Annotated in this window: 23 protein-coding genes and 1 tRNA gene; 9 read left to right on the forward strand and 15 right to left on the reverse strand. The window is 53.9% G+C overall.

What is annotated here, in order from left to right; genetic code table 11:
• Positions 1-456 precede the first annotated feature (456 nt).
• Together BN4275_RS16410 and BN4275_RS16415 are read left to right on the forward strand one after the other, a co-directional pair.
• The gene (locus tag BN4275_RS16410; RefSeq protein ID WP_066460100.1) at positions 457-3,072 is read left to right on the forward strand and encodes a cation-translocating P-type ATPase; all 2,616 of its coding nucleotides are present in this window, start codon (positions 457-459) and stop codon (positions 3,070-3,072) included.
• A 102-nt stretch (positions 3,073-3,174) separates the two neighbouring features.
• Positions 3,175-4,206, forward strand: coding sequence for a 3-deoxy-7-phosphoheptulonate synthase (locus BN4275_RS16415; RefSeq protein WP_066460101.1), 1,032 nt, complete (start codon positions 3,175-3,177; stop codon positions 4,204-4,206).
• A gap of 60 nt (positions 4,207-4,266) precedes the next feature.
• Here BN4275_RS16415 and BN4275_RS16420 read toward each other — a convergent pair whose 3' ends face one another.
• Complete coding sequence (locus tag BN4275_RS16420; RefSeq protein WP_066460102.1) at positions 4,267-4,590, reverse strand: winged helix-turn-helix transcriptional regulator; 324 nt, start codon at positions 4,588-4,590, stop codon at positions 4,267-4,269.
• 224 nt (positions 4,591-4,814) lie between these two features.
• On the opposite strand from BN4275_RS16420, the gene BN4275_RS17405 reads away from it, so the two are divergent.
• Positions 4,815-4,964: a hypothetical protein gene (locus tag BN4275_RS17405; protein ID WP_154018909.1), complete on the forward strand. Its 150-nt coding sequence runs from the start codon at positions 4,815-4,817 to the stop codon at positions 4,962-4,964.
• A gap of 92 nt (positions 4,965-5,056) precedes the next feature.
• Here BN4275_RS17405 and BN4275_RS16430 read toward each other — a convergent pair whose 3' ends face one another.
• The 6 genes from BN4275_RS16430 to selD form a co-directional block, all read right to left on the reverse strand.
• The gene (locus BN4275_RS16430) at positions 5,057-6,334 is read right to left on the reverse strand and encodes an InlB B-repeat-containing protein (protein WP_154018910.1); all 1,278 of its coding nucleotides are present in this window, start codon (positions 6,332-6,334) and stop codon (positions 5,057-5,059) included.
• A gap of 495 nt (positions 6,335-6,829) precedes the next feature.
• The gene (locus tag BN4275_RS16435) at positions 6,830-7,159 is read right to left on the reverse strand and encodes a hypothetical protein (RefSeq protein WP_147349435.1); all 330 of its coding nucleotides are present in this window, start codon (positions 7,157-7,159) and stop codon (positions 6,830-6,832) included.
• Positions 7,107-7,601, reverse strand: coding sequence for a hypothetical protein (locus tag BN4275_RS17760; RefSeq protein WP_242863696.1), 495 nt, complete (start codon positions 7,599-7,601; stop codon positions 7,107-7,109). The genes BN4275_RS16435 and BN4275_RS17760 overlap by 53 nt, the downstream gene beginning before the upstream one ends.
• Positions 7,602-7,847: 246 nt before the next feature.
• On the reverse strand, positions 7,848-8,456 hold the full coding sequence (locus tag BN4275_RS16445; RefSeq protein WP_066460106.1) for a recombinase family protein: 609 nt from the start codon (positions 8,454-8,456) through the stop codon (positions 7,848-7,850).
• A 260-nt stretch (positions 8,457-8,716) separates the two neighbouring features.
• Positions 8,717-8,803, reverse strand: a tRNA-Leu gene (locus BN4275_RS16450).
• A gap of 187 nt (positions 8,804-8,990) precedes the next feature.
• Positions 8,991-10,034: a selenide, water dikinase SelD gene (gene selD, locus BN4275_RS16455; RefSeq protein ID WP_079988332.1), complete on the reverse strand. Its 1,044-nt coding sequence runs from the start codon at positions 10,032-10,034 to the stop codon at positions 8,991-8,993.
• A gap of 211 nt (positions 10,035-10,245) precedes the next feature.
• Here selD and yqeC point away from each other — a divergent pair, with 211 nt between their 5' ends.
• The 5 genes from yqeC to BN4275_RS17610 all read left to right on the forward strand — a co-directional run bounded on the left by yqeC (position 10,246) and on the right by BN4275_RS17610 (position 13,234).
• Positions 10,246-10,953 carry a selenium cofactor biosynthesis protein YqeC gene (gene yqeC, locus BN4275_RS16460; protein WP_158572797.1) on the forward strand — a complete coding sequence of 236 codons (708 nt, stop codon included), beginning with the start codon at positions 10,246-10,248 and terminating at the stop codon, positions 10,951-10,953.
• A 1-nt stretch (position 10,954) separates the two neighbouring features.
• Positions 10,955-11,752, forward strand: a complete 798-nt coding sequence (gene yqeB, locus BN4275_RS16465) for a selenium-dependent molybdenum cofactor biosynthesis protein YqeB (RefSeq protein WP_066460108.1) — start codon at positions 10,955-10,957, stop codon at positions 11,750-11,752.
• Positions 11,749-12,780, forward strand: a complete 1,032-nt coding sequence (locus BN4275_RS16470) for an XdhC family protein (protein WP_066460109.1) — start codon at positions 11,749-11,751, stop codon at positions 12,778-12,780. Before yqeB ends, BN4275_RS16470 begins: the two co-directional genes overlap by 4 nt.
• A gap of 95 nt (positions 12,781-12,875) precedes the next feature.
• Positions 12,876-13,052 (forward strand): hypothetical protein, encoded by a 177-nt coding sequence (locus BN4275_RS17605; RefSeq protein ID WP_187116742.1) that lies wholly within the window; start codon positions 12,876-12,878, stop codon positions 13,050-13,052.
• Positions 13,053-13,081: 29 nt separating this feature from the next.
• Complete coding sequence (locus tag BN4275_RS17610) at positions 13,082-13,234, forward strand: hypothetical protein (protein WP_154018911.1); 153 nt, start codon at positions 13,082-13,084, stop codon at positions 13,232-13,234.
• 192 nt (positions 13,235-13,426) lie between these two features.
• Here the strand turns inward: BN4275_RS17610 and BN4275_RS16475 are convergent, their stop codons facing one another.
• Entirely contained in the window at positions 13,427-13,789 is a 363-nt protein-coding gene (locus tag BN4275_RS16475) for a helix-turn-helix domain-containing protein (protein ID WP_066460110.1), read from the reverse strand.
• A 366-nt stretch (positions 13,790-14,155) separates the two neighbouring features.
• Complete coding sequence (locus BN4275_RS17415; protein WP_154018913.1) at positions 14,156-14,677, reverse strand: hypothetical protein; 522 nt, start codon at positions 14,675-14,677, stop codon at positions 14,156-14,158.
• A gap of 13 nt (positions 14,678-14,690) precedes the next feature.
• Here BN4275_RS17415 and BN4275_RS17615 point away from each other — a divergent pair, with 13 nt between their 5' ends.
• Complete coding sequence (locus tag BN4275_RS17615) at positions 14,691-16,997, forward strand: hypothetical protein (protein WP_154018914.1); 2,307 nt, start codon at positions 14,691-14,693, stop codon at positions 16,995-16,997.
• Positions 16,998-17,087: 90 nt separating this feature from the next.
• Here the strand turns inward: BN4275_RS17615 and BN4275_RS16485 are convergent, their stop codons facing one another.
• From BN4275_RS16485 to BN4275_RS16505, 6 genes are all read right to left on the reverse strand, one after another.
• Entirely contained in the window at positions 17,088-17,381 is a 294-nt protein-coding gene (locus tag BN4275_RS16485; protein ID WP_066460112.1) for a hypothetical protein, read from the reverse strand.
• Between the two features lie 249 nt (positions 17,382-17,630).
• The gene (locus tag BN4275_RS17080) at positions 17,631-17,885 is read right to left on the reverse strand and encodes a baseplate J/gp47 family protein (RefSeq protein WP_161940214.1); all 255 of its coding nucleotides are present in this window, start codon (positions 17,883-17,885) and stop codon (positions 17,631-17,633) included.
• 648 nt (positions 17,886-18,533) lie between these two features.
• Positions 18,534-19,301 (reverse strand): BRO family protein, encoded by a 768-nt coding sequence (locus tag BN4275_RS16490; RefSeq protein WP_066460113.1) that lies wholly within the window; start codon positions 19,299-19,301, stop codon positions 18,534-18,536.
• Between the two features lie 81 nt (positions 19,302-19,382).
• Entirely contained in the window at positions 19,383-21,035 is a 1,653-nt protein-coding gene (locus BN4275_RS16495; protein ID WP_066460114.1) for a recombinase family protein, read from the reverse strand.
• Positions 21,028-21,789 carry a recombinase family protein gene (locus BN4275_RS16500; RefSeq protein WP_066460115.1) on the reverse strand — a complete coding sequence of 254 codons (762 nt, stop codon included), beginning with the start codon at positions 21,787-21,789 and terminating at the stop codon, positions 21,028-21,030. Before BN4275_RS16500 ends, BN4275_RS16495 begins: the two co-directional genes overlap by 8 nt.
• Before the next feature lie 230 nt (positions 21,790-22,019).
• Positions 22,020-22,502 (reverse strand): type II toxin-antitoxin system PemK/MazF family toxin, encoded by a 483-nt coding sequence (locus BN4275_RS16505; RefSeq protein WP_066460116.1) that lies wholly within the window; start codon positions 22,500-22,502, stop codon positions 22,020-22,022.
• Between the last annotated feature and the right edge of the window lie 598 nt (positions 22,503-23,100).

The following is a 23,100-nucleotide window of genomic DNA, read 5'->3' on the forward strand; positions in this document are numbered from 1 at the left end:
CCTTCCTTATTTGCTTATGCGACATAACACAGAGGAATCCTTGGAAATTATAGCGCATTTGCAGGTTCTGTCAAGCTTTCTGTCGTCCGACAATCTGATTCCCGCCTATTTTAGCATGCCCGAACCACGCTCCGCAATGCTTTCCGACATTCTTCACAAATTGTTAACCAAAATCCGCTTGACACTGGCCAGGATGCAAGTTATGATTATTTTAACATCATATGGCGTCTGCAAAAGGGAGTAGTTTTAAGACGCTCCGCCAACATCACAGCCTTCCAAAAAAGGCTTGGCGGCGCGCACCGGCAACGGTAACAAGACTTTTGGACGGGTTTGCGCAGCTTTGCGCGGATCGGTCCAAAGGTCTTTTTATTTTTCCCGCAAACGCATGATTGGTAAAGGCGGTATAAATAAACGCCGCTTTTGAAACACTAGAAAATATGTAGAAGGAGATATGACATGACCAGCAAGTTTTACAGCCTGCCTCCCGAAAAGGCACTCGAGGCAATGGAGGCGCCGCCCGGCGGGCTCTCCGCTTCCGAAGCCTCCGCAAGAATTGAAAAGCACGGCCCAAACGCACTCGCCGAAGGGCGCAAAAAAAGCATGCTCGCCGTTTTCCTGGGGCAGTTCAAAGACCTGCTCGTCATCATCCTGATCGCGGCGGCAATTATCTCGCTCGCCTCCGGGCAGGGTGAAAGCACCATCGTCATCTTTGCTGTCATCCTGCTCAACGCCATTCTCGGAACCGTTCAGTATTTTAAGGCGGAAAAATCGCTCGAAAGCCTCAAGGCGATGTCCTCCCCGACGGCCCGGGTGCTGCGCGACGGCACGCGTGCTGAAATTCCTTCCCGGGAGGTGGTTCCGGGCGACATCCTGCTGCTCGAGGCGGGCGATCTGGTGGTCGCTGACGGGCGCATCCTCGAAAACTTCTCGCTCAAAGTGAACGAAAGCTCGCTCACCGGTGAATCTGAAGCGGTCGAAAAACATGCCGACACGATTGAAAGCGGGCAAGTCGCGCTCGGAGACCAGAAAAATATGGTTTTTTCCGGCTCGCTCGTCACCTACGGCCGCGCGACTGTCGTGGTCACCGCGACCGGCATGGAAACCGAACTTGGCCGCATCGCGGCGCTCATGAACGCCACGCAGCAGCGCAAAACCCCGCTCCAGCAGAACCTCGACAGCTTCTCCGGAAAGCTCGCCGTCATCATCCTCATTGTGAGCGCCATTGTGTTCGGGCTCTCGCTTTACCGGCAGATGCCGCTGCTCGACGCGCTGATGTTCGCTGTCGCGCTCGCGGTCGCCGCGATCCCTGAAGCGCTCTCCTCAATCGTCACCATCGTGCTCGCCCTCGGCACCCAGAAGATGGCCCGCCAGAATGCCATTATCAAGGATCTCAAGGCGGTCGAAAGCCTCGGTTCGGTCTCGGTCATCTGTTCGGATAAGACCGGCACCCTCACTCAGAACAAGATGACCGTACAGAAGATCTATACCGACGGCAAACTCTTTGACGGGCAGGCGCTCGAGCTTGCGGAAAATCCGCAGCGGCAGCTTCTGAAGGCGGCCGTGCTCGCCAGCGACGCGACCACCGACGAGGAGACCGGCGCTGAGATCGGCGACCCGACCGAAGTCGCGCTCATCCGCCTGAGCGATTATTTTGGCGTGGAGGAAAACGCTTACCGCCGGCAGCATCCGCGCCTGCGCGAACTCGCGTTCGACTCCGACCGCAAGCTGATGAGCACCCTGCATATGGATGGAGATACTCCCATCCTCTACACCAAGGGCGCGATCGACGTACTGCTTGACCGTTCGGTCAGCGTGCTCACCCGCGACGGCGTGAAGCCGCTTGACGAGGACGGAAAAGCGGATATTCTGCGGGTAAACCAGCAGCTTTCGGAACAAGGGCTGCGTGTGCTCGCGTTTGCCTGCCGCGAGATGCCCGAGGTGCGCGACCTCACTTTTGCGGATGAGGATCAATTCACCTTCATCGGCCTCATCTCGATGATCGACCCGCCGCGTCCTGAATCGGTGCAGGCGGTGGCCGACGCTTCGGCGGGCGGTATCCGCACGGTCATGATCACCGGAGACCACAAAGTCACCGCCGCCGCGATCGCCAGACAGATCGGCATTTTCCGCGAAGACGACGTTGCGGTAGAAGGAGTTGAGCTTGACGCGATGAGCGACGAAGCGCTCGACGCGAAGCTTCCCCGCATCTCGGTCTACGCGCGCGTCTCCCCCGAACACAAAATCCGTATCGTTTCGGCCTGGCAGCGGCGCGGCGCGATCGTCTCGATGACCGGCGACGGCGTGAATGACGCACCCGCGCTCAAAAAAGCGGACATCGGCGTCGCAATGGGCATCACCGGGACCGAAGTGAGCAAGGACGCCGCCTCGATGATCCTGGCAGACGACAACTTCGCCACCATCATCAAGGCGGTGGTGAACGGCCGCAACGTTTACGCAAACATCAAAAACGCCATCAAGTTCCTGCTTTCGGGCAATACCGCCGCCATCTTCTGTGTGCTGTACACCTCACTGATGGGCCTGCCGGTGCCGTTCGCGCCGGTGCATCTGCTGTTCATCAATCTGCTCACCGACAGCCTTCCCGCCATTGCTATCGGTATGGAGCCCGCGCGGGATGATCTCATCCGCCAAAAGCCGCGCGACCCAAAGGAACCGATCCTCAACCGGCCGCTGCTCGGCGCAATTGGCAGTCAGGGTCTGCTCATCGCCATTGTAACAATGGCCGCCTTCTACCTGGGGCTGCCCGGCGGCGCGGCGCTCGCGAGTACGATGGCCTTCTCCACCCTCACGCTGGCGCGGCTTTTCCACGGCTTTAACTGCCGCTCAAGCCGTTCGATCTTCCGGCTGGGGCTTGCTTCAAACCCTTATTCGCTGATGGCCTTTGCCGCAGGCGTGCTGCTGCTGGCCGCCGTCCTGCTGCTGCCGTTTCTGGAGGGGCTTTTCCTGGTGGAAGCGATGTCTCCCGCACAGCTCGGCACGGTGGCGCTGCTTGCCTTCCTGCCGACCGTGTTGATCCAGGCCGGTAAGGTCATCCAGGACCGCCATGCAAAATAAGCATGCCGTTTACGGCATTTTCCCTTGACATTGGGCAGGTTTCGCATTACCCTTTTAAAGGGATGATGTGTCCCGGATTTTGAGCAACATGGAGGCTTCCCAATGGCAATGCACCTGAACAAAGAGCTGCCGCTTCCGGCTTTTCTCAAAGCGGAATATCCGCTGCCGGAGCGGCTCGCAAGGATAAAAGAAGAACGCGACTGTGAAATCCGTAAAATTTTCACCGGCGAATCGGACAAATTCATCGTGCTGGCCGGACCCTGTTCGGCCGACAACGAGGACGCAGTCTGCGAATACGTTTCGCGGCTGGCCAAGGTGAACGCCGAAGTTTCGGACCGGCTGATGGTGATCCCACGCATCTATACCAACAAGCCCCGCACCACCGGTGAAGGCTACAAGGGGATGCTGCACCAGCCGCAGCCGGATAAAGCGCCGAACCTGCTGGCCGGGATCATCGCGATCCGCCGGATGCACATCCGCGCGATCGCGGAAACCGGACTCACCGCCGCCGACGAGATGCTCTATCCGGAAAACCGCAGCTATCTTGACGACCTGCTCTCTTATGAAGCGGTCGGCGCGCGCTCGGTGGAAAATCAGCAGCACCGCCTCACCGCGAGCGGCATGGATATTCCCATCGGGATGAAAAATCCCACGAGCGGCGACTTTTCGGTCATGCTCAATTCGGTGATCGCAGCTCAGCATTCCCACAATTTCATCTACCGCGGAAACGATGTCACCACCGACGGCAACGACCTTGCCCATGTCATTTTGCGCGGCGGAGTCAACAAATACGGCCGCAGCATCCCGAACTACCACTATGAGGATCTGGTGCGCCTTTTGGAAATGTACCAAAAGCTCGACCTCAAAAACCGCGCGGTTATCGTGGATGTCAACCATTCAAATTCGAATAAACAGTTCAAGGAGCAGATCCGCATTGTAAGCGAGGTGCTCCACAGCCGCAACTACAATCCCGATCTGAAAAAGCTGGTTAAGGGTGTGATGATCGAAAGCTACCTCGAGGAAGGCAGCCAGCCGATCGGCTCCAAACAGGTCTACGGAAAATCGATCACCGACCCATGTCTCGGCTGGGAAGATACCAAAAGGCTGCTCTACAAAATTGCGGAAAGCTGTTGATCCCGATGAAATCCAAATGGAAAGGGCCGTTCCAAACGGAACGGCCCTTTTTCCTTCTGCTTACAAGCCCGCCTTCGCCCTGTATTCGGTTCCCCAGGCAACCATCGCGTCCAGAATCGGTTTGAGGCTGTAACCTGTTTCGGTCAGCGTGTATTCGACACGCGGCGGCACCTCGGCATAGACCTTCCGGGTGAGCAGCCCGCTCGCCTCCATATCCCGCAGGTTTGCCGTCAGCACCTTCTGGGTGATATGGCCGATCGATTTTTTCAGTTCACCGAAACGTTTGGTCCCATCCAAAAGATCCCGGATGATCAGTACCTTCCAGCGGTCGCTGATCAGCATCAGGGTTGTTTCCACCGGGCAGGCCGGCAAATCCTTCTCCATCTCCGTATGCTCCTCCCAATCGTATCCCAGGGGATACTGGCTTGTAAATGATCCCTATGACCCATTATAGGACGCCTTTTGCCCGGATGCAAGCTCATCCGGGTTCATCCCGCATTCACAAACATTTCGCAATTCGTTATTGGGAAACACAAACCTGCTTCACAATTTGCCGGTATACTGAAAACATCAAAAACAGCACCCCAAAAGCAAGAAAGGACTCCATTATGAATCAGTTTTTTGTGCGTTTTTTCCCCTCCCTCATCGAATTGCTTGGCAGCAGCAGAACAATTCTCTTTGTGAACTTCCTCTATAGATCGGCGGACAGGCTTTCGATCCGCCTGCCGGTACGTCCCGCATATATCAGCTCTCACTGAATGTTCCTTCCTCTCCAGCAGGAAAGCGTGGCCGTTTTCAGAAAGAAAACGGCCACGCTTTTTGGCGCGCGAAAACCTGTAAAAGCTCTGTTTCAAATAGCCCCTGTGCTGGGAACAGGTTTCGCTTCAGGGGCCTGCGCAGGGACGATCTGCCGGAAGGATACATGGATGGTATGATCCCTGCGAACCTCACGGAACCAGTATTTGTCGTCCTCCTCAAGTTTTGCGGGCCGGCCGTCGACCAGCACTTCGTCAATCTCCCAGCCTTCGTTTGGATAGATGCTGAAACGGCGGTCGGTCGCTTCCCGGATTTTCTGCACGCCTTCGCGCACAATCCGGCCGCCTTCATCCGAGCTTGAGACAATCGTATAAAACCGGTCGGGAGCACCGCCGCCGGAGCTTCCTGTGGAATGGGACGGCTCCGGATCATCCGGGCCGGTACCGTCGCATTTCAGGGTAAAGCTTACCGGGGACCCGCCCGTTACATCCCACGCGCCTTCCGGATCATCCCCGGTCTGAAACCATGTCAGCGTAATGGTCTGGTAGGTTCTGGTGGGGTTGTGGCCCGGCGCGATGTTTGCGTTATAGTCGTCCACATAGCTCCCGGCATAGACTCTGGCGGTCACTGTCCAAACGTCGTCCGCGCCCTGTCGCGGTTCGTCCACTTCGATCGAATCCGCTTTTGTTTCATAGTGTTCTTGCGGATGTTCCTCCGGTTTTGTCTCACAGTACAGAGTTACCACTTCGAGCTGGCGGGCGATCTCTTCCGCAGAAGGCGGCTTTGGGGCCTCTCCAGGCTGGCCTCCGGCCTCCCTCCACCGCGCATAGAAGGTCAGGCCGCCCTCCACCATCTTGACCGTTCCGGTGACGACATCGCCGGACGGGGACTGTGCCCATCCCAAAAAGTCATAGCCGTCCAAGGCGGGCTCCTGTGTGGAAACAGGAACGTCCGCGTCCACTTCATATGTATTGGTGTCCTCCGGGATATTCTGCGCTCCCGCCGCCGCGGCGGGCGGCTCGTTTCCATCGTACAGAACCGGATACTTCTGCGTCAGTGTTTGGCACTTCACTGTATAAGTAACCGGGACAGCGCCAGAAACAGCCCAGTTAGATCCATTATAGGAAAGCGCGATCGATTGATTGCTTTGACCCGCCGGATCGAGGCTGTGGGATACATCTGTATCTGCGTTATATTTCATCACATAAAGTGACGGCGTGACAGTGACTGAGACTGTATAGTTGCCGTTGGAGCCTTGTACGTTTCCAACCGAATAGCTGCCAGTGATCAGTCCGTAGGTTTGATCCGGGTGGCTGGCTGTACTGTTGGTACAGTCGATCTTAACCGCATTATTCCTTAGAAGAGATTCCACAGTGCTGTTGCTGGGTTTATCAGGTGCTGGAAAATCTTTTGCACCACTGATAGAAATGTAAGAGGACGTTCCGCCTTGCGTATTAAAACTGAAGCCAAATGTCACATTACCTGAAGCCTGGCTCATATCTTTATTATGGACATAGGCGTTGATTGGAAAAGTCTCTGTGTAGTTTCCAATTTTAACATCGAGATAAAGCTGCCATCCGTTTTCATTGGAACCCTGGAAATAGGCGCGTGCGCTGCCGTTTGCATTGTTAGAGCCTACCGCGTCGCGCCTGATATACTTTGTCCAATTAAGCGGGTTAACCGAATGTGATTGTTCATTCGGATTCCAAAATGGAGCCCCATAGCTGGAAATTCTCAAATTTAAAGGCACCGAATCAAATGGTCCATAAGCGAATGCCCCCACCGGCAGCAGCGTTACAACAAAAATCGCCGTCAACAGCGCTGCCAATAATCGTTTCTTCCAATTGTTTTTCATGTTTACCACCTTTCATTTTTCTGCATGCAGAAAATCAAACTCCGCAGCCCATTGCTGCGCCTCCCTGACCGATCGAAAACGCAGCCGCCTTTGAAACAGCAGGGACAGAGCGTCTTCCCACTGTGCTGCGCGGAAACGGGTTTCCGGGATACTGCTCAGCCAGGTGCGCAGCGCACCCAACGCGGCCAGCTTTTGAAGCGTATCCAGATCCATCCCCGATACAGAGAACAGATGCTTCATCAGGCCGCGCGAATCCTCCACCACACCACTCCTCTCCAAATGAATTTCATCAAAGATCGGCCGCGTTCCGGCAAACCTGCTTGTCAACCCGCCTTTTTCCAATTGCCTGATCCACCAAATGCATCAGCTCCAGCGCACTGCGGAAAGATTCCGTCTTTTTTCCTTCCAGCCATTCCACATAGCCCTGCCAGCTCGCGTTCTGCCGGTACAGCGGATGGATCACAAAGGTTCCCAGCGCCCCGGAACAGGCCGCAAACGCCTCCGGTTCCCAATACGTCCGGAGGGCGGAAGCCGCAGGCGCTGCCCGGCGGCGCGGGACGTCTTTTCGCTGGAAACTGCGCAGCTGGAAAGCAGGATTGGGAAATCCGATCAGGTCGAACAGGGCATCCATTTTCAGAACAAGTTCCCCAAGCCCCCAGAAAGCGACCGGCCCCGGCTGGTAAGCGTTATAGAAGGTACCGACCGGCAGTCCGTTCAGTATCCGGTCTATGCAGACCACCGTGACCGGCGCATTGCTTGGAAGCTGATTTTGGCCTGTGAACATCACTCACTTCTCCTTTCCAGGATTGCGCTTTTGGAATTTTCAGACGACCCTGCGGTTTGCCTGAAAGATGATTTTTGGCACAAAAAAAGCAGGTGTGGATGAAAGTAGACTTTCATCCACACCTGCGGTATAATAAAAACAAAACAAAGACGGCTTAAAATTTGTGCAAAAAGAGGACTTTCAGGGGACTGTCCATATGTATTTTATTGAAAAAGCCGAGTCCCAAAACGTGGAAAAAAGTCTAGTTTATTCCACAAAAAAATCCTCTGCAGAGACTTTCTTCGTCCATTTCAAAAAAGTTTTGGGGTCCACCCCCAGCTGCCGCGCCGCCTGGCGCGCGGAATATTCCCCATTCTGCCATTTGGTATGCAGCGGATAAAATTCAGTCGGGATTTCCATTGCCGGCACCCCAAACCGCACGCCTCTTGCCTTGGCTGCCGCAATCCCTTCCGCCTGCCGCTGCCGGATATTTTCGCGTTCGGTCTGGGCCACATAACTGAGCAGCTGGAGCACCACATCAGCGATCAGCGTCCCGGTCAAATCCTTGCCTTTTCGGGTGTCGAGAAGAGGCATGTCCAGGACGAAGATATCCACGTGCTTCTTTTTGGTGAGCAGCCTCCACTGTTCAAGGATCTCCTCATAGTTCCGTCCCAGCCGGTCAATGCTTTTCACCATGAGGACATCCCTCGGACGCAGCCTTCGCAGCAGCCGCTTATATGCCGGCCGTTCAAAATCTTTGCCGCTTTGCATATCCAAAAACAGATTTTCGGGAGGGATCTCATAGGGCGCAAGCGCGATTAACTGCCGCTCTGCATTCTGATCTTTGGTGGATACACGGGCATAACCATAATTCATTCAAATTCCTCCTTACGCCTATTTTGTACCGTTTTTCCGCAAACATGTTTTTCTGTCAGTGTAAACTGCGGATGACAAAATTGCATCAAAAAAGAAAGCCCCCGATGCAGGCCTGCTTGCCTGTATCGGGGGCTTTCTTTTTTGATGCTGTAAACTTCCACGGGTTAAATTGTGACCGGGAAAAAGAAAAAACGCCCGCGCGACGCGGACGTTTTTCCGATCCCGAAACAGCCATATCCCCATGCATATTTCGGATTGCTTGGTGCCGGTAGCCGGGGTCGAACCGGCACGGTATCGCTACCAACGGATTTTGAGTCCGTCACGTCTGCCAATTCCATCATACCGGCGAATGCTTAAGTATTATAGCAAAGATTTTGAAAAAACGCAAGAGCTGACTCAAAAAAGTTCCAAAAAAGGCGGTCCGGCGCGGTGTGGGAATCGCGGCATTCCTGTAAGGGCAGATGAAAAGCGGCACAGCTCACGCCGTGCCGCTTTTCCAAAACCGTCAAGCCGCCCAAAAGCGCCCAACCGGTTTTATTCCACGATCACTGTATTTTCCCCGTGATCCACCACTTCGCCCACAATACGCGCCCAGGGCGTGACCTCGTTGGCCAGCCGTTCGCAGAGCTTCCGCGCCGGCGCTGCCGAAAGCGCGATCAAAAGCCCGCCCGAAGTCTGCGGATCGGCTATCAGGTCACGGAGGACACGGGCAACTTTTCCGCGATAGGTTACTTTCCCCTGCATATAGCGCATATTCTCATAGGCGCCTGCCGGAAGGATTCCCATCTCGGCAAGCTCCCGCGCTTTTGGAAGCAGTGGCAGCGCATCCGAAAAGAGACGGATGGACGCCCCGCTGCCCAGGCCCATCTCCAGAGCGTGCCCCAGCAGGCCAAAGCCGGTCACGTCAGTGCAGGCGTGCACCGGAAACCGCAGCATACATTCACAGGCGGCACGGTTGAGCATGGACATGCTTTCGATTGCCGGAGAAAATTCCGCCGCGGTCAGCAGATCCGCTTTTGCGGCAGTGGTCATCACGCCAATGCCAAGCGGCTTTGTGAGAATAAGCAGGTCGCCCGGCTGTGCGCCGGAGTTGCGCAGAATCTTTGCCGGATCGGCAAATCCGCTGACGCAAAGCCCGTATTTGGGTTCCGGATCCTGGATGGTATGTCCGCCCGCGATCACCGCGCCGGCTTCCTTCACCTTTTCGTAGCCGCCCGCAAGGATCGCCTGGACAGTTTCCTGTGCAAGGCAGGTGGGATAACAAAGCAGGTTCATCGCAAGCGACGGTTTGGCGCCCATCGCATAGATATCCGAAAGGGCGTTTGCCGCGGCAATCTGCCCGAATGCATAAGGGTCGTCCACCATCGGCGGAAAAAAATCAACCGTCTGGATAACGGCCAGATCATCACGCAGTCTGTAAACACACGCGTCGTCGCTCGTATCGAATCCTACGAGCAGGTTGGGATCGTGAAAGGTTGGTAAACTGCACAGAACCTGTGCAAGGACCCCCGGTCCGACTTTGGCCGCTCAACCAGCGGAACTGGTCATCTGGGTGAGCCTTTTCACCTGGTCTGCCATCGTATGGATCCCTCCTTTCCTGTAGCTAGATTTATGATACCCGAAGAAACTGGAAAAAACAAGGCCTGCGGCATTGCTTATTTCGCGGACCGGTTTTCTCTCCAAAAAACGGATTTTTCGTGACTTGAACCGCCAAATTTGGTATACTGAAAGACAAAGGAAACTTATGCCTGCATGGTATCTTGCCTGCGGCTTTTGGGAGGATAAACCTATGGGAAAATTGATGCAGTCTCTTTCGATAGCCCCGGCGGAGACCCATTCGGTGGCATTGGCAGGCGCGGGAGGAAAGACGACGCTGCTCTTCGCGCTCGCGCGGGAAGCAATGCGGGATGGCCTGCGCGTCGCGGTCACCACCACAACCCATATCCTGTGTCCCGGCGAACAGGATGATCTGTTTGTCACGGTGGAAGAGGATCTGCCCGGGATCGACCGCGCCTTCCAAAGCGGCCGGATTATCATCGCCGGGACACCCGCACCAGAGGGGAAACTTTCCGTGCCATGCCCGCAGGTGCTGCGTCACCTGCGGGAGAACGCCGACCTGCTCCTTTACGAGGCGGACGGTTCCCATCGGATGCCGGTCAAGTTCCCCAACGACACCGAACCGGTTATCCTGCCCGGCACCGACCGGGTGATTGCCGTGGCCGGGCTTTCGGCGCTCGGTCAGCCGCTGCACCGGGTCTGCCAGCGTTATGAACGCGCGGTGGAGGCACTCGGGCTGTCTGCAAACCAGAATGTCGATCCGATGGTTGCGGCGTCGCTGCTGCTCGGCGGCTACGGACACTATAAAGGGCTCACCGTTTTATTGAATCAGGCCGACACCCCAAAATTACAGAAGCTCGGCGAACAGATTGCAGAGCTTCTGCGCAGCGGCGGCGTGGCAAGCACGATTGTCGCATCCCTGCAACAGGAGGCGTTTTGAAATGCTGATTTTGATCAAAGGCGCGGGCGATCTTGCCTCTGGCGTCGCGCACCGGCTGTACCGGTGCGGCTTTACAGTCGTGATGACCGAAATTGCAAAACCCACCACCGTGCGGCGCACGGTGGCCTTTTCCCGCGCCATCTATGAAGGTGAAGCGGTCGTGGAAGGGGTCAAAGCGCAACTGGCCCACAGTCCTGAGGAGGCGCTTGCGTTTACCCGAAAAGGCAGCATCGCGGTCCTGGTTGATCCGGAATGCGCCTGCCGGGCGAAACTATCTCCGGACGCGCTGGTTGACGCGATCCTCGCAAAGCGGAATACCGGCACAAAAATTTCCGACGCTCCGGTGGTGGTGGCAATGGGACCGGGTTTCACCGCCGGGGTTGACTGCCATGCGGTTATTGAGACAAAACGCGGACATAATCTGGGCCGTGTGATCTTTGAAGGACGCGCCGCTGAGAATACCGGTGTCCCCGGCAATATCGGCGGCTACACCAGCGAACGGATCATTCGGGCCTGCCGGGACGGAATCTTTACCCCATCCGCCGAAATCGGACAGCATGTACAGGCCGGTGATCTGGTCGCGGCGGTCGACGGCGAACCGGTTACGGCAAACATCTCCGGCGTGGTGCGCGGGATGCTCCCGCCCGCTACGCCGGTTCACCGGGGGATGAAATCCGGCGATATTGACCCGCGCGGGATCACAGATTACTGTTACACCATTTCGGACAAGGCCCGCGCCATCGCGGGCGGCGTGCTGGAGGCGATCCTCCATCTCCAAAGCAAGGGGGAACGCAAATGAGCCGGCAGTTTTATGAAACGCTGCGCAGCCTGCTTGCGTCCGGCGGCAGCGCGCTTATGGCGACCGTAACCGACGGGACGCTTTCCGGACATGACCTCACGGCCGAGAAGGCGTTTCTCTGCGGTGAAAAAATAACCTCGCAAAACCCGGCGCTGGAAGGTTTCTGGAGGGAAAATTTTCGCGCCTTGGGCGATGGGCCGCTTCCCCGCACTGCCGAAGTCAACGGCGTTTCGCTGCTTGCTGAACAGATGTCCGCACGGCAAAAGCTCATCATCTGCGGCGGCGGGCACATTGCGGTGCCTCTTTGCGAAATCTGCGCCATGCTTGACTTCGACGTGACCATAATCGACGACCGGCCGGAATTTGCAAACCGGGAGCGCTTCCCCGCGGCAAAGGAGATCCTCTGCCTGCCGTTTGACGACGCGATGCGGCAGATCCACTATGGCGATGGCAGTTATTTCGTCATCATCACCCGCGGCCATAAGGACGACCGTCTCTGCCTGACCAAAATTCTGGATCACCGTTTCTCCTACTGCGGGATGATCGGCAGCCGCAAAAAAGTAAAGGTGGTGATGGACCAGCTGCGGCAGGAGGGCTACGCAGACGATCTGCTTGCGCGCGTATATTCCCCGATCGGGCTGCGCATCGGCGCTGAAACACCCGCTGAAATTGCGGTCTGCATCGCTGCCCAAATCATCCAGGTGCGTTCCGGCGCGTCGGGCGGCGGAATCGCGCCGGACGCGCTCGCGGCGCTCGCGGACGGCAGGCCCGCAGTGCTTGCAACCATCATTGGGAAGGAGGGTTCCGCACCGCGCGGACTTGGCGCGAAACTGCTCATCTACGCGGATGGGACACTTTCTGGAACCATCGGCGGGGGCGCGGGCGAGGCCAGGGTGATCAGCCTTGCGCCCGATGTGCTTGCCGAAGGGAGGGCGCGTATCGTCAAATGCAACATGACCAACAGGGACGCAACCCAGGATGGGATGGTCTGCGGCGGGATTCTCAGGGTGTTGATGGAGCCGGTTTGAAAACAGAATAACAGACGGCGGGATCGGTTTGTGATCCCGCTGTTTTCATGTATATTGGGAAATTCTGCGCGCAAACTAATGCCGGAGGTGATCCGATGGCAAAAAAATATCCGGACCTGAACGCATTGATCGAACAGGACCAGGCCGCCGGGCAATATTACGCATCCCTGCCGGACTATGTGCGGGAGATGATCAGCCAGCGCGCGGGCAGTGTCAATTCGCTTGCAAGCCTGCAGGATTACGCGGAAAACCTGCTGCGCGGCGACGACTGAAAATTTCAAAACAGGAAAGGTGATTATTGATGTCTGAGATGTCTTTTGGTTCCCCGGAAATGCAACAATACTTCGATTCGCTCCCAATCATGGTTCAGGAGAATATGAAACAGGCAAGCGTCACATTCAACAACATTGACGAACTGCGCAAATGCGCGGAAAATCTGATGCGCGGCCAGTAAATCCATTTTTTCCGGTCAAAACAGGGCACGCGGCTTTCCGCCGCGCGCCCTGTTCCCTTTCACATGAATGGGATCATCTTATCAGGCGATTGACACTAAGATATGTTGTGTGCTTCTCAAAAATCTGATACGCTTATCCTGCAAAACAAAATAAAATCTTCCCCAAAACGCCCCGTGCCGCCACGGGGCGTTTTACGGTTCATTCAGGCCCAGCAAAAGTCCTACAATCCGATAAACCCGGTGCTGCTGTGCTCCAGAAAGATCACTGTACCGTTTCAGGAAATCCGGATTGTTCAGTCCCAGCTTTTCCTTTGGAGATTCCAGGCGGGAAGGATCATCTGTGTTTTCCGAACGGATCAATTCTTCCAGTGTGATGCCAAGCGTATCCGCCAGGTGTTCCAAGGTAGCTCTGGTCGGATTATCTACCAGGCCGCGCTCAAAACGGCTGATATAGGATGCACTCATGTAGGCGTCCATTGCGAATTGCAGCTGTGTTTTGCCGGTCCGGACGCGATAAGCTTTGATCTTCCTGCCAACAATTTCTCCAATTTCCATTGTATAACCTCCAATATAAAAGATAATACAGGAAATTTGTGGGCAGCGTTCTCTGTCACCGTGCAGCGCTACTTTTCGCATTGTACTACTATTTACTTTATTGCAAGATAATATCGCAGGATGCAGCATGATCCACAAAACATGCGAAGGGAAAGGATATCGCTTGCGGATTCAGACCTGCTCCCCACCCTTATCCTGTGCCATTATCATACCATACTTTTTCATCCGCTTCAGAAAAAATTATTGCGGAACATCCTGAATATCCCCGTCAGAATTCCCCGGCAATCTATCTTTCGCTTTTTAATGAACCTTCAGCAAAATTCCGTTTCCCGTTGTACTTTTAATTGACTTTCTTTTCCAGCTCTTCTATACTGTGAATAAAGTGTGAAATATGGGAGATGGAAAAATGGGCAAAATGATGAAAATCCTGATAGCAAGCTTATTGTCAGTCACGTTAATATTCAGCCCGTTCACTGCCGCGTTTGCTATAGAAGCAAACCTGTCGGAACCCTCTGAAGTTCCTATCACCGCGGACGCTGGGAACCCCGCGCCGGAGAAATCCGAAACGTCCAGGGAGGAATCCCTGGAGACAACATCTGAGGAAATACAAGCTTCCGGGGAAGAAGCGGCGCCCTCCCGGCCTTCTGAAGAAAATGAACCCATGGAACCGGAAGAATCGATAGATCCGGATGAGGGGGATGCTGACGTTTTAGAGGAATCCAGTCCCCCTGCTGAGATAAATGATGATCCTGTTCCTGCGCCGGTCGCAAGTTCCATCCCGAAAACTTTCTCGTTAACCCGCTCTGTCCCTGATTCGGAGATCATTTCTGTTTCCATTTCTCCGGAACGTGTCGCGCCGACACGGGAGAATTCCCCGGCAATCGTCACGGCAAAGGTCCTAATGAACAGCCCAAATCAGGAATTCTTCAAGGACAGCGACGCAGCCATCATTCTGGAGTTCTGGAAGATCGAAGGCTCTCCCGAACAGACAATCACCATTCGCTGCGATCTGGATGAGAACCAGACGAATGAATCCATCTACACGTTTGTCGGCACAGAGGAAATTCCCCACTATGATTATCCCGGCGTCTATGAGCTTCAGCTGCTAGATTGCTGGGCAAACGACAAGCGGTATGGCACGGATGCCATTCGGAAGGCCCATCCGACCTGGCAGCAAGTCCTTGATCTGCCAAGGGACTGGCAGGTAGGCTTCGCGGTGGAAACCAACGGCGGCGATTCCGCTCCGCCGGTTCCGCAGGACGTCGAAATTGTGCCCCCTCAAATCACGCTTTCCGGGGAGGATGTCAAGGTAAAGCTCCGCCTCAAAATAACCGATGATCTTTCCGGAGTGGGATATATCGATGGTGTTCTTTCCAATCCGGAACATCCCGGGCAGCAGGTCCGCGTTCGCTTTCCAAATGACTTGTCCACCTGTCTGAACGAGGATGGCTTTTATGAAACGGACGTCACCATTTCCAAATATGCCTCGGTGGGCAGTTGGAAATTGGAATATCTGGACCTTGAGGACTGTAACGGCAACTACTGCTCATATTTTAATGAGGCCTATTCTGATGATTACGACGAGAACTCCTCAACGAAGAAGCTGGATTCCAGCCTATGCGGCAATGTGCTCACCATAACGGGCAGCAGCCTGGGCGACGACTATCCGCCCGTCCTCGAAAAGGTGGAAATCACCCCTACCAGTGTAAATGTCCGGGAAGATACCACCCTCAGAATCGCCCTTACGATCACCGATGAGGGCGGATCGGGGTTCGATCCGGAATCTCCCGAGAATGACATCATTATCGAAACCATCTATACCGGCGAGCGGCTAAAAATGCGCGCCCAATATATGGGCGATCCGGATAAACCGCCGGCAGACAATGTTTATATCTATGAAAATCCAGTTGACAGCTACCGCACAAAAGAAAACTGCACTTATTACATTACAAGAATCCCACTTTCCGACAAGGCGGGAAACAAAGTTGTTTATGGGAGTAGCGTAATACCTGCAAACAATGTGGATCGTCCGCTGCCCAATGAGGCGACTTTGACAGTCGGTGCCGGTGGCCGCAATCCCCTTCTTCCCGACGAAGGCAGTACCAATCCGCTGATCTGGTATAAGCGGGCTGCTGTCAAGTTTCCCGGAACGGTCCCAGGCGCCTTTTCACAGTTGGAAATGACAACCAGGCCAAACCGCGCGGTCTCCGACAAGTACCGCGACAAGATTCTGGCCGGAGCCAACCTCTGGTTCTACACCTTCAAAAATAGCCCCTCCCTTCCCGGCGGTTCCGTTACCCTGACGCTCGGCGGACCCGGTGTGTCCTCTTCCGGCTGCTATGTCTATTCTATCAGTGGCAGTGACACGCTGGCCGATATCACCAGTAAGTTCTCCTACCGCACCGACACACAGAACACCGGCATCGCGGGTTGGTCCGCAAATGTTTCCTCCCTTGGCGCTTATCTGATCTCCGATACAAAGCTGCTCTCCTCATCCTCCTCCGGCGGTGGCGGTGGCGGCGGTGGCGGAAAAGGCGGTGGTGGTGGCGGCAAAGGCGGTGGCGGCGGAGCGGGCGGAACTGCAAACGTCAGTCTTGTGAAAACTGCCACAGCGACCAAAAGCACCACAACCGCAGTCAGCAATGCAATCGCCGCCGCCAAAAAGGCGGGACTCAACATGGCCTCTGCGAACGCCACCATCAAAGTCGGCACCGAAGTTTCTCCGCAGACGGCTAAAGCTGTCGCAAAAGCAGCAGCTACCGCTGCCGCAAACAAAGGCGTTACGGTGACCTCTACCCTTTCACTCGAAAAGTGGAAGATTGACCGCACAACCCAGAAAAACGTGCTTCAGTATCGCGCAACTTTTGATCCCACAAAATGGACTGCTCTGGCAAATCTCAAGTTCAGCCTAAAGACCGATGACAGCGTTATCCGAGCAACGCTTGCAAAGATCTATTCAAACCAGATGGCAATCATCAAGTTTGACCAGGCCGGAACGTTTGGAATGCCGGTCACTTTCGCAGTGAAGCCTGATCTTTCAAAGCTCAACAGACAAACTTTGCAATTCTATGCCTATGATAAGACCAAAAAGACGATCACTTTAATTCAGGCACCAAATTACTGGCTCGATAAATCCGGTTATCTGCATCTCACAACCACAAGTGCAGGGCATATCATTATCACTGACAAAGCACTGATCAAAAAATAATTCAGCGTTTACATAAAAAGACGGGGCACATGCCCCGTCTTTTTATTTCTCCTCTGTATCGCTACCGTTGCAGCTTCTTCTATCTAATCATCATTGCCACCAGTGCCCCCACAAGCCCGCCTGACAGGGTGGATACCGCGCTGGTGAAGATTTGTCCTCGTCATACTGTTCCAGCGTTCCCCCCGGCTGCTTTTCCAGCGCTGTGAGCCTGTCTCCCTGCTTCATCTGTTCCGACGCCATCCGTTCCATGTTCGCCGCCAGCAGCTTCACTGAGGTTGTCAGCTCCTGCAAGGTGTCCGCCCGCTTTTCAAGGTCGTCTATCCGATGGGTATTAGACTTTCCCCGCTGGTCTACTTCGGCCAGTCTTACCGCCAAATCATCCAATCCTGTTACCCCCTGTATTTGCTGGTCACTACCCGTATATCGGTCACGAACCCGCCATATTTCGTTTGCAAAGCGTCCCGCTCAGCCACGGATATTTGATATCCGCAATTTTCTCCGTGTATCCAGTCTGCTATTCTGGGATCGTCTCCGGCTGGTGCAAAAACGCAAAGGGAAACTTCGCGCCCGATGTGGTCTTTTTTGGCTGCGTTATCGGCTCATATCCAGTCCAGGCATCCAGCAGCTTGAAGATCAGGTATCCGTACCCGGGCCGTATTGTATCGGTGTGCATTTGGCATATCCCACACCGCTCACCTCACAGGCCCAAGCTTCATAATCGTAGGCATTCCCGCTGGTACGCGGTTTTTTGCGCGAGCTGTCAATCCGGGGAAACAGGCTTTCATCGCTTTCCGGGTCCGTGCCGTCCATTGCGGCGGATGCGTTTGTGACCGTCTGAATTCGGCTGTCATTCTGAAACGCAAAGTCTGACGATCTCGTTTGCACCACCGTTCGCGGCCTGATGATATCTGACAGCGAGTGGAAAAGAATGTGGGAAAGCTATTTTGCCGACTTAAATATGAGGTGCGGAAACATCCCGGAAGAATATAAAAGAAAACACAATCTGCACGGAGTCCCCTTCCTGATCCCACCAATAACAGCTATAACTATGATGTGTCTTGCAGGGATGGATAATTATTTACGGTAATACAGCAAGCCAGACATGTGGACATCAAAATCGCGTTGGGGATTTATACACATCTCGACAAAAAGTTTAAGTGCAAAAACATGGACAAACTGGATGAATATCTAAAAAGGGATCCTGCAGTGAGATCCCAAGGAAGGCGCTACAAGGAGGTAAAAAACCCTGAAAATTAAAGAAGGTTAAAGCAGATCGAACACACGTTCTGACGAGCATTTGACAAGCATAACGCCCATTTTCAATGTAATTTCAGCCTATTTGGCACTTATTCAGACAAAAAACAAACCCATATGAATAGCTTCAAATCAGCTATTCATATGGGTTTGTAGATGTCGCATCTTTAGATATAGGATATCCTCAGCTTTTTCAAAAATCAAATCAGTGTATTCGAACTCTCACCTATTCTACCACAACGATACCTCTTAATCTACTAAAAGGGCGGAGCTTCTATAGCGTCACTCTGAACGGCCTGCCTTATTTTGTTCCCCGGTAATGACCGCTTGGGGTCTCATGCCCAGCCGTTCATACATTTTTCTCATGAGGTACAGTCTGCCCACGGGGGTAAACAGCATATAGACTCCGCCATGCTTTCCGGTCGTGTATTCCTTCAGCTCGGCAAAACCGCTGGTCACCATAAAGGCGTAGGGCATCAGCAGTTTTTTCGGCGTGCGGTAGGCAAAGCCCATTTCCACCAGCAGATAAGTAAACAGCTTTTCGGGGATATGCAGTTCCTTGGCAGTCTGGCGGATATTGGTCAGCACATTGGTATCTACCAAAGCGTTGTAGTATTCCGCTTTCGGCTGCAGATCGGCCAGCTTGGTTTCGATCTGTTTCAGCTCATGGAACAGCTTCGCGGCTGCATTGGGATTTGCCACAAGCTGTTCCAGCGTCTGCGGTGTGAGATATGCGCCGTGCTTGCGAATGGTCGGCAGTACGGTTTCCACGACCCATTTTTCAAAGTCCACGGCCGCCGGGAGCTTTGAGCGGATAATCAGCCGGTAAATGTCCGGCTCGGGGATAAAAAGCATCCTTTGCTGACGTCCTACCGAATCGGTAGTGCATCTCTCCACCGCCCTTTTGCAATGCCGCTGGACGTCACGGCTGGGGTTGCGGTATCCCAAAGCACCGGCCACATCGTTTCCGCAAAACAGAATGCTGCCGTCCTCATCCACGAGGGTTCGCACTCTGCCGAATTGGTCATTTTCAAAAATATGCAGTTCCATTTTGACACCTCTTTTCCCAAAAAGTAAAAGCAGAGCCGTTTTTGGCTCTGCTTTGGTATGTTCGCTATCGGATCGGCTGGCTTATGACGCTTTCAGCTTACGCACCTTGGGCTGGATAGGCTGTTCATATTCCAAGCCGCTTTTAAAGTAAATCATCAGGGCGTTTTCGTTTTTGACCTTGATGGTGTCGATGAGCTGGCGTACCAGCGCATCGTTATAGGTGTTGTAGTCGATTGGCTCCTGCTCTAAAAACTCGGCGCAGTCGCTGATTTTCTGTTCGATGCTGACCTGTGTTCCGCTTGCGGCTTTGTATTCCGTCAGCATATCGTGCAGGGCGCGGAGTTCGTCCGACATTGCCTTGAAGCTGCTCTCGTTTTCCCCCACCGTATGGCTGTCGATGCTTTGGTTGATCATTGCCAGCGTTTGCTCCTTCAGCTCCGCCATGCGCTGTTCCATCTGCTCCACATTGATTTGTCCGTCAACGCTCTCCCACATGGCGTGTTCCAGCTGTTCCATCACCAGCGGGATCAGGGACTGACGTTCTCCGGCTGTGGCTGAAATGGCCTCCATGATGGCAGTGTGGAGGCTTTCCTCGTCCAAGGTGACCGAGTCCTTGCAGTATTTGGTGCCGTAGTCCAGCCGCTTGTAGCACCGCCACACGATTTGCTTTTCGCCGCTGCGCTTTGTCCATGTCACCCGCTTATAGGGGGAGCCGCATTCGCCGCAGATCAGGATGTCGTTTAGGGCGTACAGGCTGCTGTATCGCCCCTGCTCGGTGACGCTTGCTTTGGTGACCTTGCGTTTGCTGACGCGGCGGGCGCTTTCCCTTTGCACCTGCTCGAATATCTCCCGGCTGACGATGGGGACATGATTGTTCTTGATATATATCTTGGGAAGCTCTCCGTTGTTTTTCTTGGATTTTTTGCTGATGGGGTCGGTGATATAGGTCTTTTGCAGGAGGACGTCGCCGCAGTAACGCTCGTTTCTCAGCAGCCCTCTGATGCTGGTGTCCGTCCATTGACCTTTTTTCGAGGGGGATGGGATACCCTCCCGATTGAGTGCGTCCATGATCCTGCCGACGCTTTCGCCTGCCAGATAGCTTTTATAAATCCGTTTCACAATCTCGGCTTCTTCGGGAATGATCTCCGGCTGACCGTTCCCGCCCTTGCGGTAGGCATATACCTTTGAGTAAGGGAAGTGGATTTTCCCCTCCTGCATTGCCATGCGCTTGCCCATCTTGATGTTCATGCTCATGGAGTTGAGTTCCTCTTGGGCGAGGCTGGCGAGGATGGTCAGCACCACCTCGCTGTTTTCCTCCAGCGTGTTGATGTTTTCCTTTTCGAACAGGACGCCCACGCCCATGGCTTTGAGCTTTCTGACATAGCCGATGCTGTCCAGGGTGTTTCGTGCAAACCGGCTGATGGACTTGGTGATGATGAGGTCGATTTTGCCCTTTTTGCAGTGGCGGTACATCCGCATAAAATCGGGCCGTTTCTCTGCTGAGGCGCCGGAGATGCCTTCGTCGGCATAGGTTCCGGCGAGGGTCCATTCCGGTGTTCTGAGGATCAGGTCGGTGTAGTAGCTTTTTTGCGCGTGGAAGCTGGTGAGCTGTTCTTCAAAGTCGGTGGATACACGGCTATAAGAGGCTACCCGCAGCTGACGGTGCTTATTCTTGAGGTTGCCCTTTCCCTCAGTGGCAGGGATCACAATGATTTCACGCTGTTGTTCACTCATTTGATACAGCTCCTTCCTTGATGATAATTCCGTTTTTAAGTACCAGTGCGGTTACCTTGTTATGTGAGATTTGGATGCCCTCGATTTTCTTGGCAAGGGTTTCGGCGGATAAGTCTTGGTTTCTGCGGACGATCTCCGCCTCCGGCTCATAAATTTGAAGCCGATTATCCACCAGCCGATAGCCGTATGGCGGGTTTGACGATACATAAGTGCCGCTTTGCATCCGCATCCGGTTTCCCTTTTTGCAGTTCTGAGAGATGCTGATGGATTCCTCCTGGGCGAACAGGGAGTAAAGGGTCAGCAGATTTTCGCCTGTGATTTTGGCGGTGTCAATGCCTTCCTTTTCAAAGTAGACCGTAACGCCGATGGACTTCAGCTCTCGGATCACGCTGATGGCATCCAAGGTGTTTCGTGCAAACCGGCTGGTGGACTTGGTAATGATGCGGTCGATTTTGCCTTTCTTGCAGTCAGAGAGCATTCTGTTAAAATCCTCTCTTTTTTCTGTGGATACTCCGGAGATGCCTTCGTCGGCGTAAATCTCCGCCAGACTCCAATCGCTGTTTTTCTCTATGAGTCTTTGGTAGTAGTTGACCTGTGTTGAGAAAGAATTGAGCTGGTCTGACGAGTCGCTGCTGACGCGGGCATATCCCGCCACCCGGAATTTTTGCGGGATTGTATCCGCGCTTGCTTTAATTCTTATAATTTCCCTTTCCGGCGTTAGGGCGCCGGAGCCCTGTGTTTGCAATGGATTCATGGCTTTTTCCTCCTTTCTTAGCACACAACACTACCACAATGATAGTTCAAAGTCTACAACATAATTCGTTTCAAAAGCATATTATGAGCGCAGCGAATAACAAGGTTCTCGTTGCGGTCAAAATCTTTGATTTTGGGTACCGTAGAGGTTCTTATACCCAATCTTACCAAAGATAGATGGGTGAGAGTTCATATTGCAGCGCTATGCGATGAGCGGCGGCGTCGGCAAGCTCACGGGTGATTTTCCCGCTGTCTAACAGGGCTTTCAGCATCTGCATCATCACGGCAAGCTGATTGCGTGTAATGGTATGTTCCAAAGCTGTGTTTGTCATCATAACTGCTCCCTTCATTAAAAAACGCCGAATCAAGCCCGACGCTGATTTTCAGTGCTTTATCTATTTTGGAAAGGTTCTCGATGCCCACGCTGCCGATATAGTCACGAAGCCGGGTGCGGTCAAGGGTGCGTATCTGTTCCAAAAGAACCATTGACCGTTTGCTGACGCCGTTTACATCCGTGATCGGCACATGGGTGGGCAGCGGCTTTTTAGGGCTGCCGGTGACGGCGGCCACAATGACGGTGGGACTGTGCCGGTTGCCGAGATTGTTTTGGATGATCAAAACGGGACGCACACCGCCTTGCTCGCATCCCACCACCGGGCTTAAATCTGCGTAGTAAATATCGCCCCGCAGAATGGGCTTTACTTGCTGATTCAAATACACACCTCTTTTCCTGCACCAGTTTTCTTAATGGCACAACAATAGGGACTGCTCTTCACTCGATTGGTCGCTTGCTTTGAGCAGGGCAATCCCCATTACTTCTGACATTAAGATTTTTCTTTACTGTGCTTAATTCGACACTACTTCCAAAGCACAAAATGGCGACAACTTAAACTGCGGTTAGCTATACCGCATCATGGGACTTTCACCCCCACCGGGTTCTCCGCTGGCTGCCCTCCTTTGCTGCGACGGTTTTATCACGCTCGGCTTTAGGACTGGACAGAAGTATCATTATAGGCTGACGGGGTCATTGCGAAACAGGCCGCCACAGCCTGTTTTTCGGTCGGACGGAAACCGCTTTGCACCTTATTTGGCCGTCTTTGATGGGCACAGGCAGAAAACAAACACGAACAAGTAAGAGTGATTTCGTTTTTTCTGCTGTTTCCCACAGGTGGTCTTGGCGCATCCCCGAGGTCGCTGCTCCGCTCGTCACGGAACCGTCAGCTAACGTATTTAGGTCATCAGATATGAAATTTTCAAGGAACAATGAGGGAACGAAAATAACCCCCTCACTACTTATCCGGTTTCGTGAGGG

It is taken from the genome of Anaerotruncus rubiinfantis, assembly GCF_900078395.1.
Lineage (GTDB): Bacteria > Bacillota > Clostridia > Oscillospirales > Ruminococcaceae > Anaerotruncus > Anaerotruncus rubiinfantis.

What these genes read in the sequence shown, in the direction of transcription:
- BN4275_RS16410 (WP_066460100.1), top strand. Translation starts at nt 457, where the DNA reads ATGACCAGCAAGTTTTACAGCCTGCCTCCCGAAAAGGCACTCGAGGCA.
- BN4275_RS16415 (WP_066460101.1), top strand. Translation starts at nt 3,175, where the DNA reads ATGGCAATGCACCTGAACAAAGAGCTGCCGCTTCCGGCTTTTCTCAAA.
- BN4275_RS16420 (WP_066460102.1), bottom strand. Translation starts at nt 4,590, where the DNA reads ATGGAGAAGGATTTGCCGGCCTGCCCGGTGGAAACAACCCTGATGCTG.
- BN4275_RS17405 (WP_154018909.1), top strand. Translation starts at nt 4,815, where the DNA reads ATGAATCAGTTTTTTGTGCGTTTTTTCCCCTCCCTCATCGAATTGCTT.
- BN4275_RS17760 (WP_242863696.1), bottom strand. Translation starts at nt 7,601, where the DNA reads ATGTTCACAGGCCAAAATCAGCTTCCAAGCAATGCGCCGGTCACGGTG.
- BN4275_RS16445 (WP_066460106.1), bottom strand. Translation starts at nt 8,456, where the DNA reads ATGAATTATGGTTATGCCCGTGTATCCACCAAAGATCAGAATGCAGAG.
- yqeC (WP_158572797.1), top strand. Translation starts at nt 10,246, where the DNA reads ATGGGAAAATTGATGCAGTCTCTTTCGATAGCCCCGGCGGAGACCCAT.
- yqeB (WP_066460108.1), top strand. Translation starts at nt 10,955, where the DNA reads ATGCTGATTTTGATCAAAGGCGCGGGCGATCTTGCCTCTGGCGTCGCG.
- BN4275_RS16470 (WP_066460109.1), top strand. Translation starts at nt 11,749, where the DNA reads ATGAGCCGGCAGTTTTATGAAACGCTGCGCAGCCTGCTTGCGTCCGGC.
- BN4275_RS17605 (WP_187116742.1), top strand. Translation starts at nt 12,876, where the DNA reads ATGGCAAAAAAATATCCGGACCTGAACGCATTGATCGAACAGGACCAG.
- BN4275_RS17610 (WP_154018911.1), top strand. Translation starts at nt 13,082, where the DNA reads ATGTCTGAGATGTCTTTTGGTTCCCCGGAAATGCAACAATACTTCGAT.
- BN4275_RS16475 (WP_066460110.1), bottom strand. Translation starts at nt 13,789, where the DNA reads ATGGAAATTGGAGAAATTGTTGGCAGGAAGATCAAAGCTTATCGCGTC.
- BN4275_RS17615 (WP_154018914.1), top strand. Translation starts at nt 14,691, where the DNA reads ATGAACAGCCCAAATCAGGAATTCTTCAAGGACAGCGACGCAGCCATC.
- BN4275_RS16490 (WP_066460113.1), bottom strand. Translation starts at nt 19,301, where the DNA reads ATGGAACTGCATATTTTTGAAAATGACCAATTCGGCAGAGTGCGAACC.
- BN4275_RS16495 (WP_066460114.1), bottom strand. Translation starts at nt 21,035, where the DNA reads ATGAGTGAACAACAGCGTGAAATCATTGTGATCCCTGCCACTGAGGGA.
- BN4275_RS16500 (WP_066460115.1), bottom strand. Translation starts at nt 21,789, where the DNA reads ATGAATCCATTGCAAACACAGGGCTCCGGCGCCCTAACGCCGGAAAGG.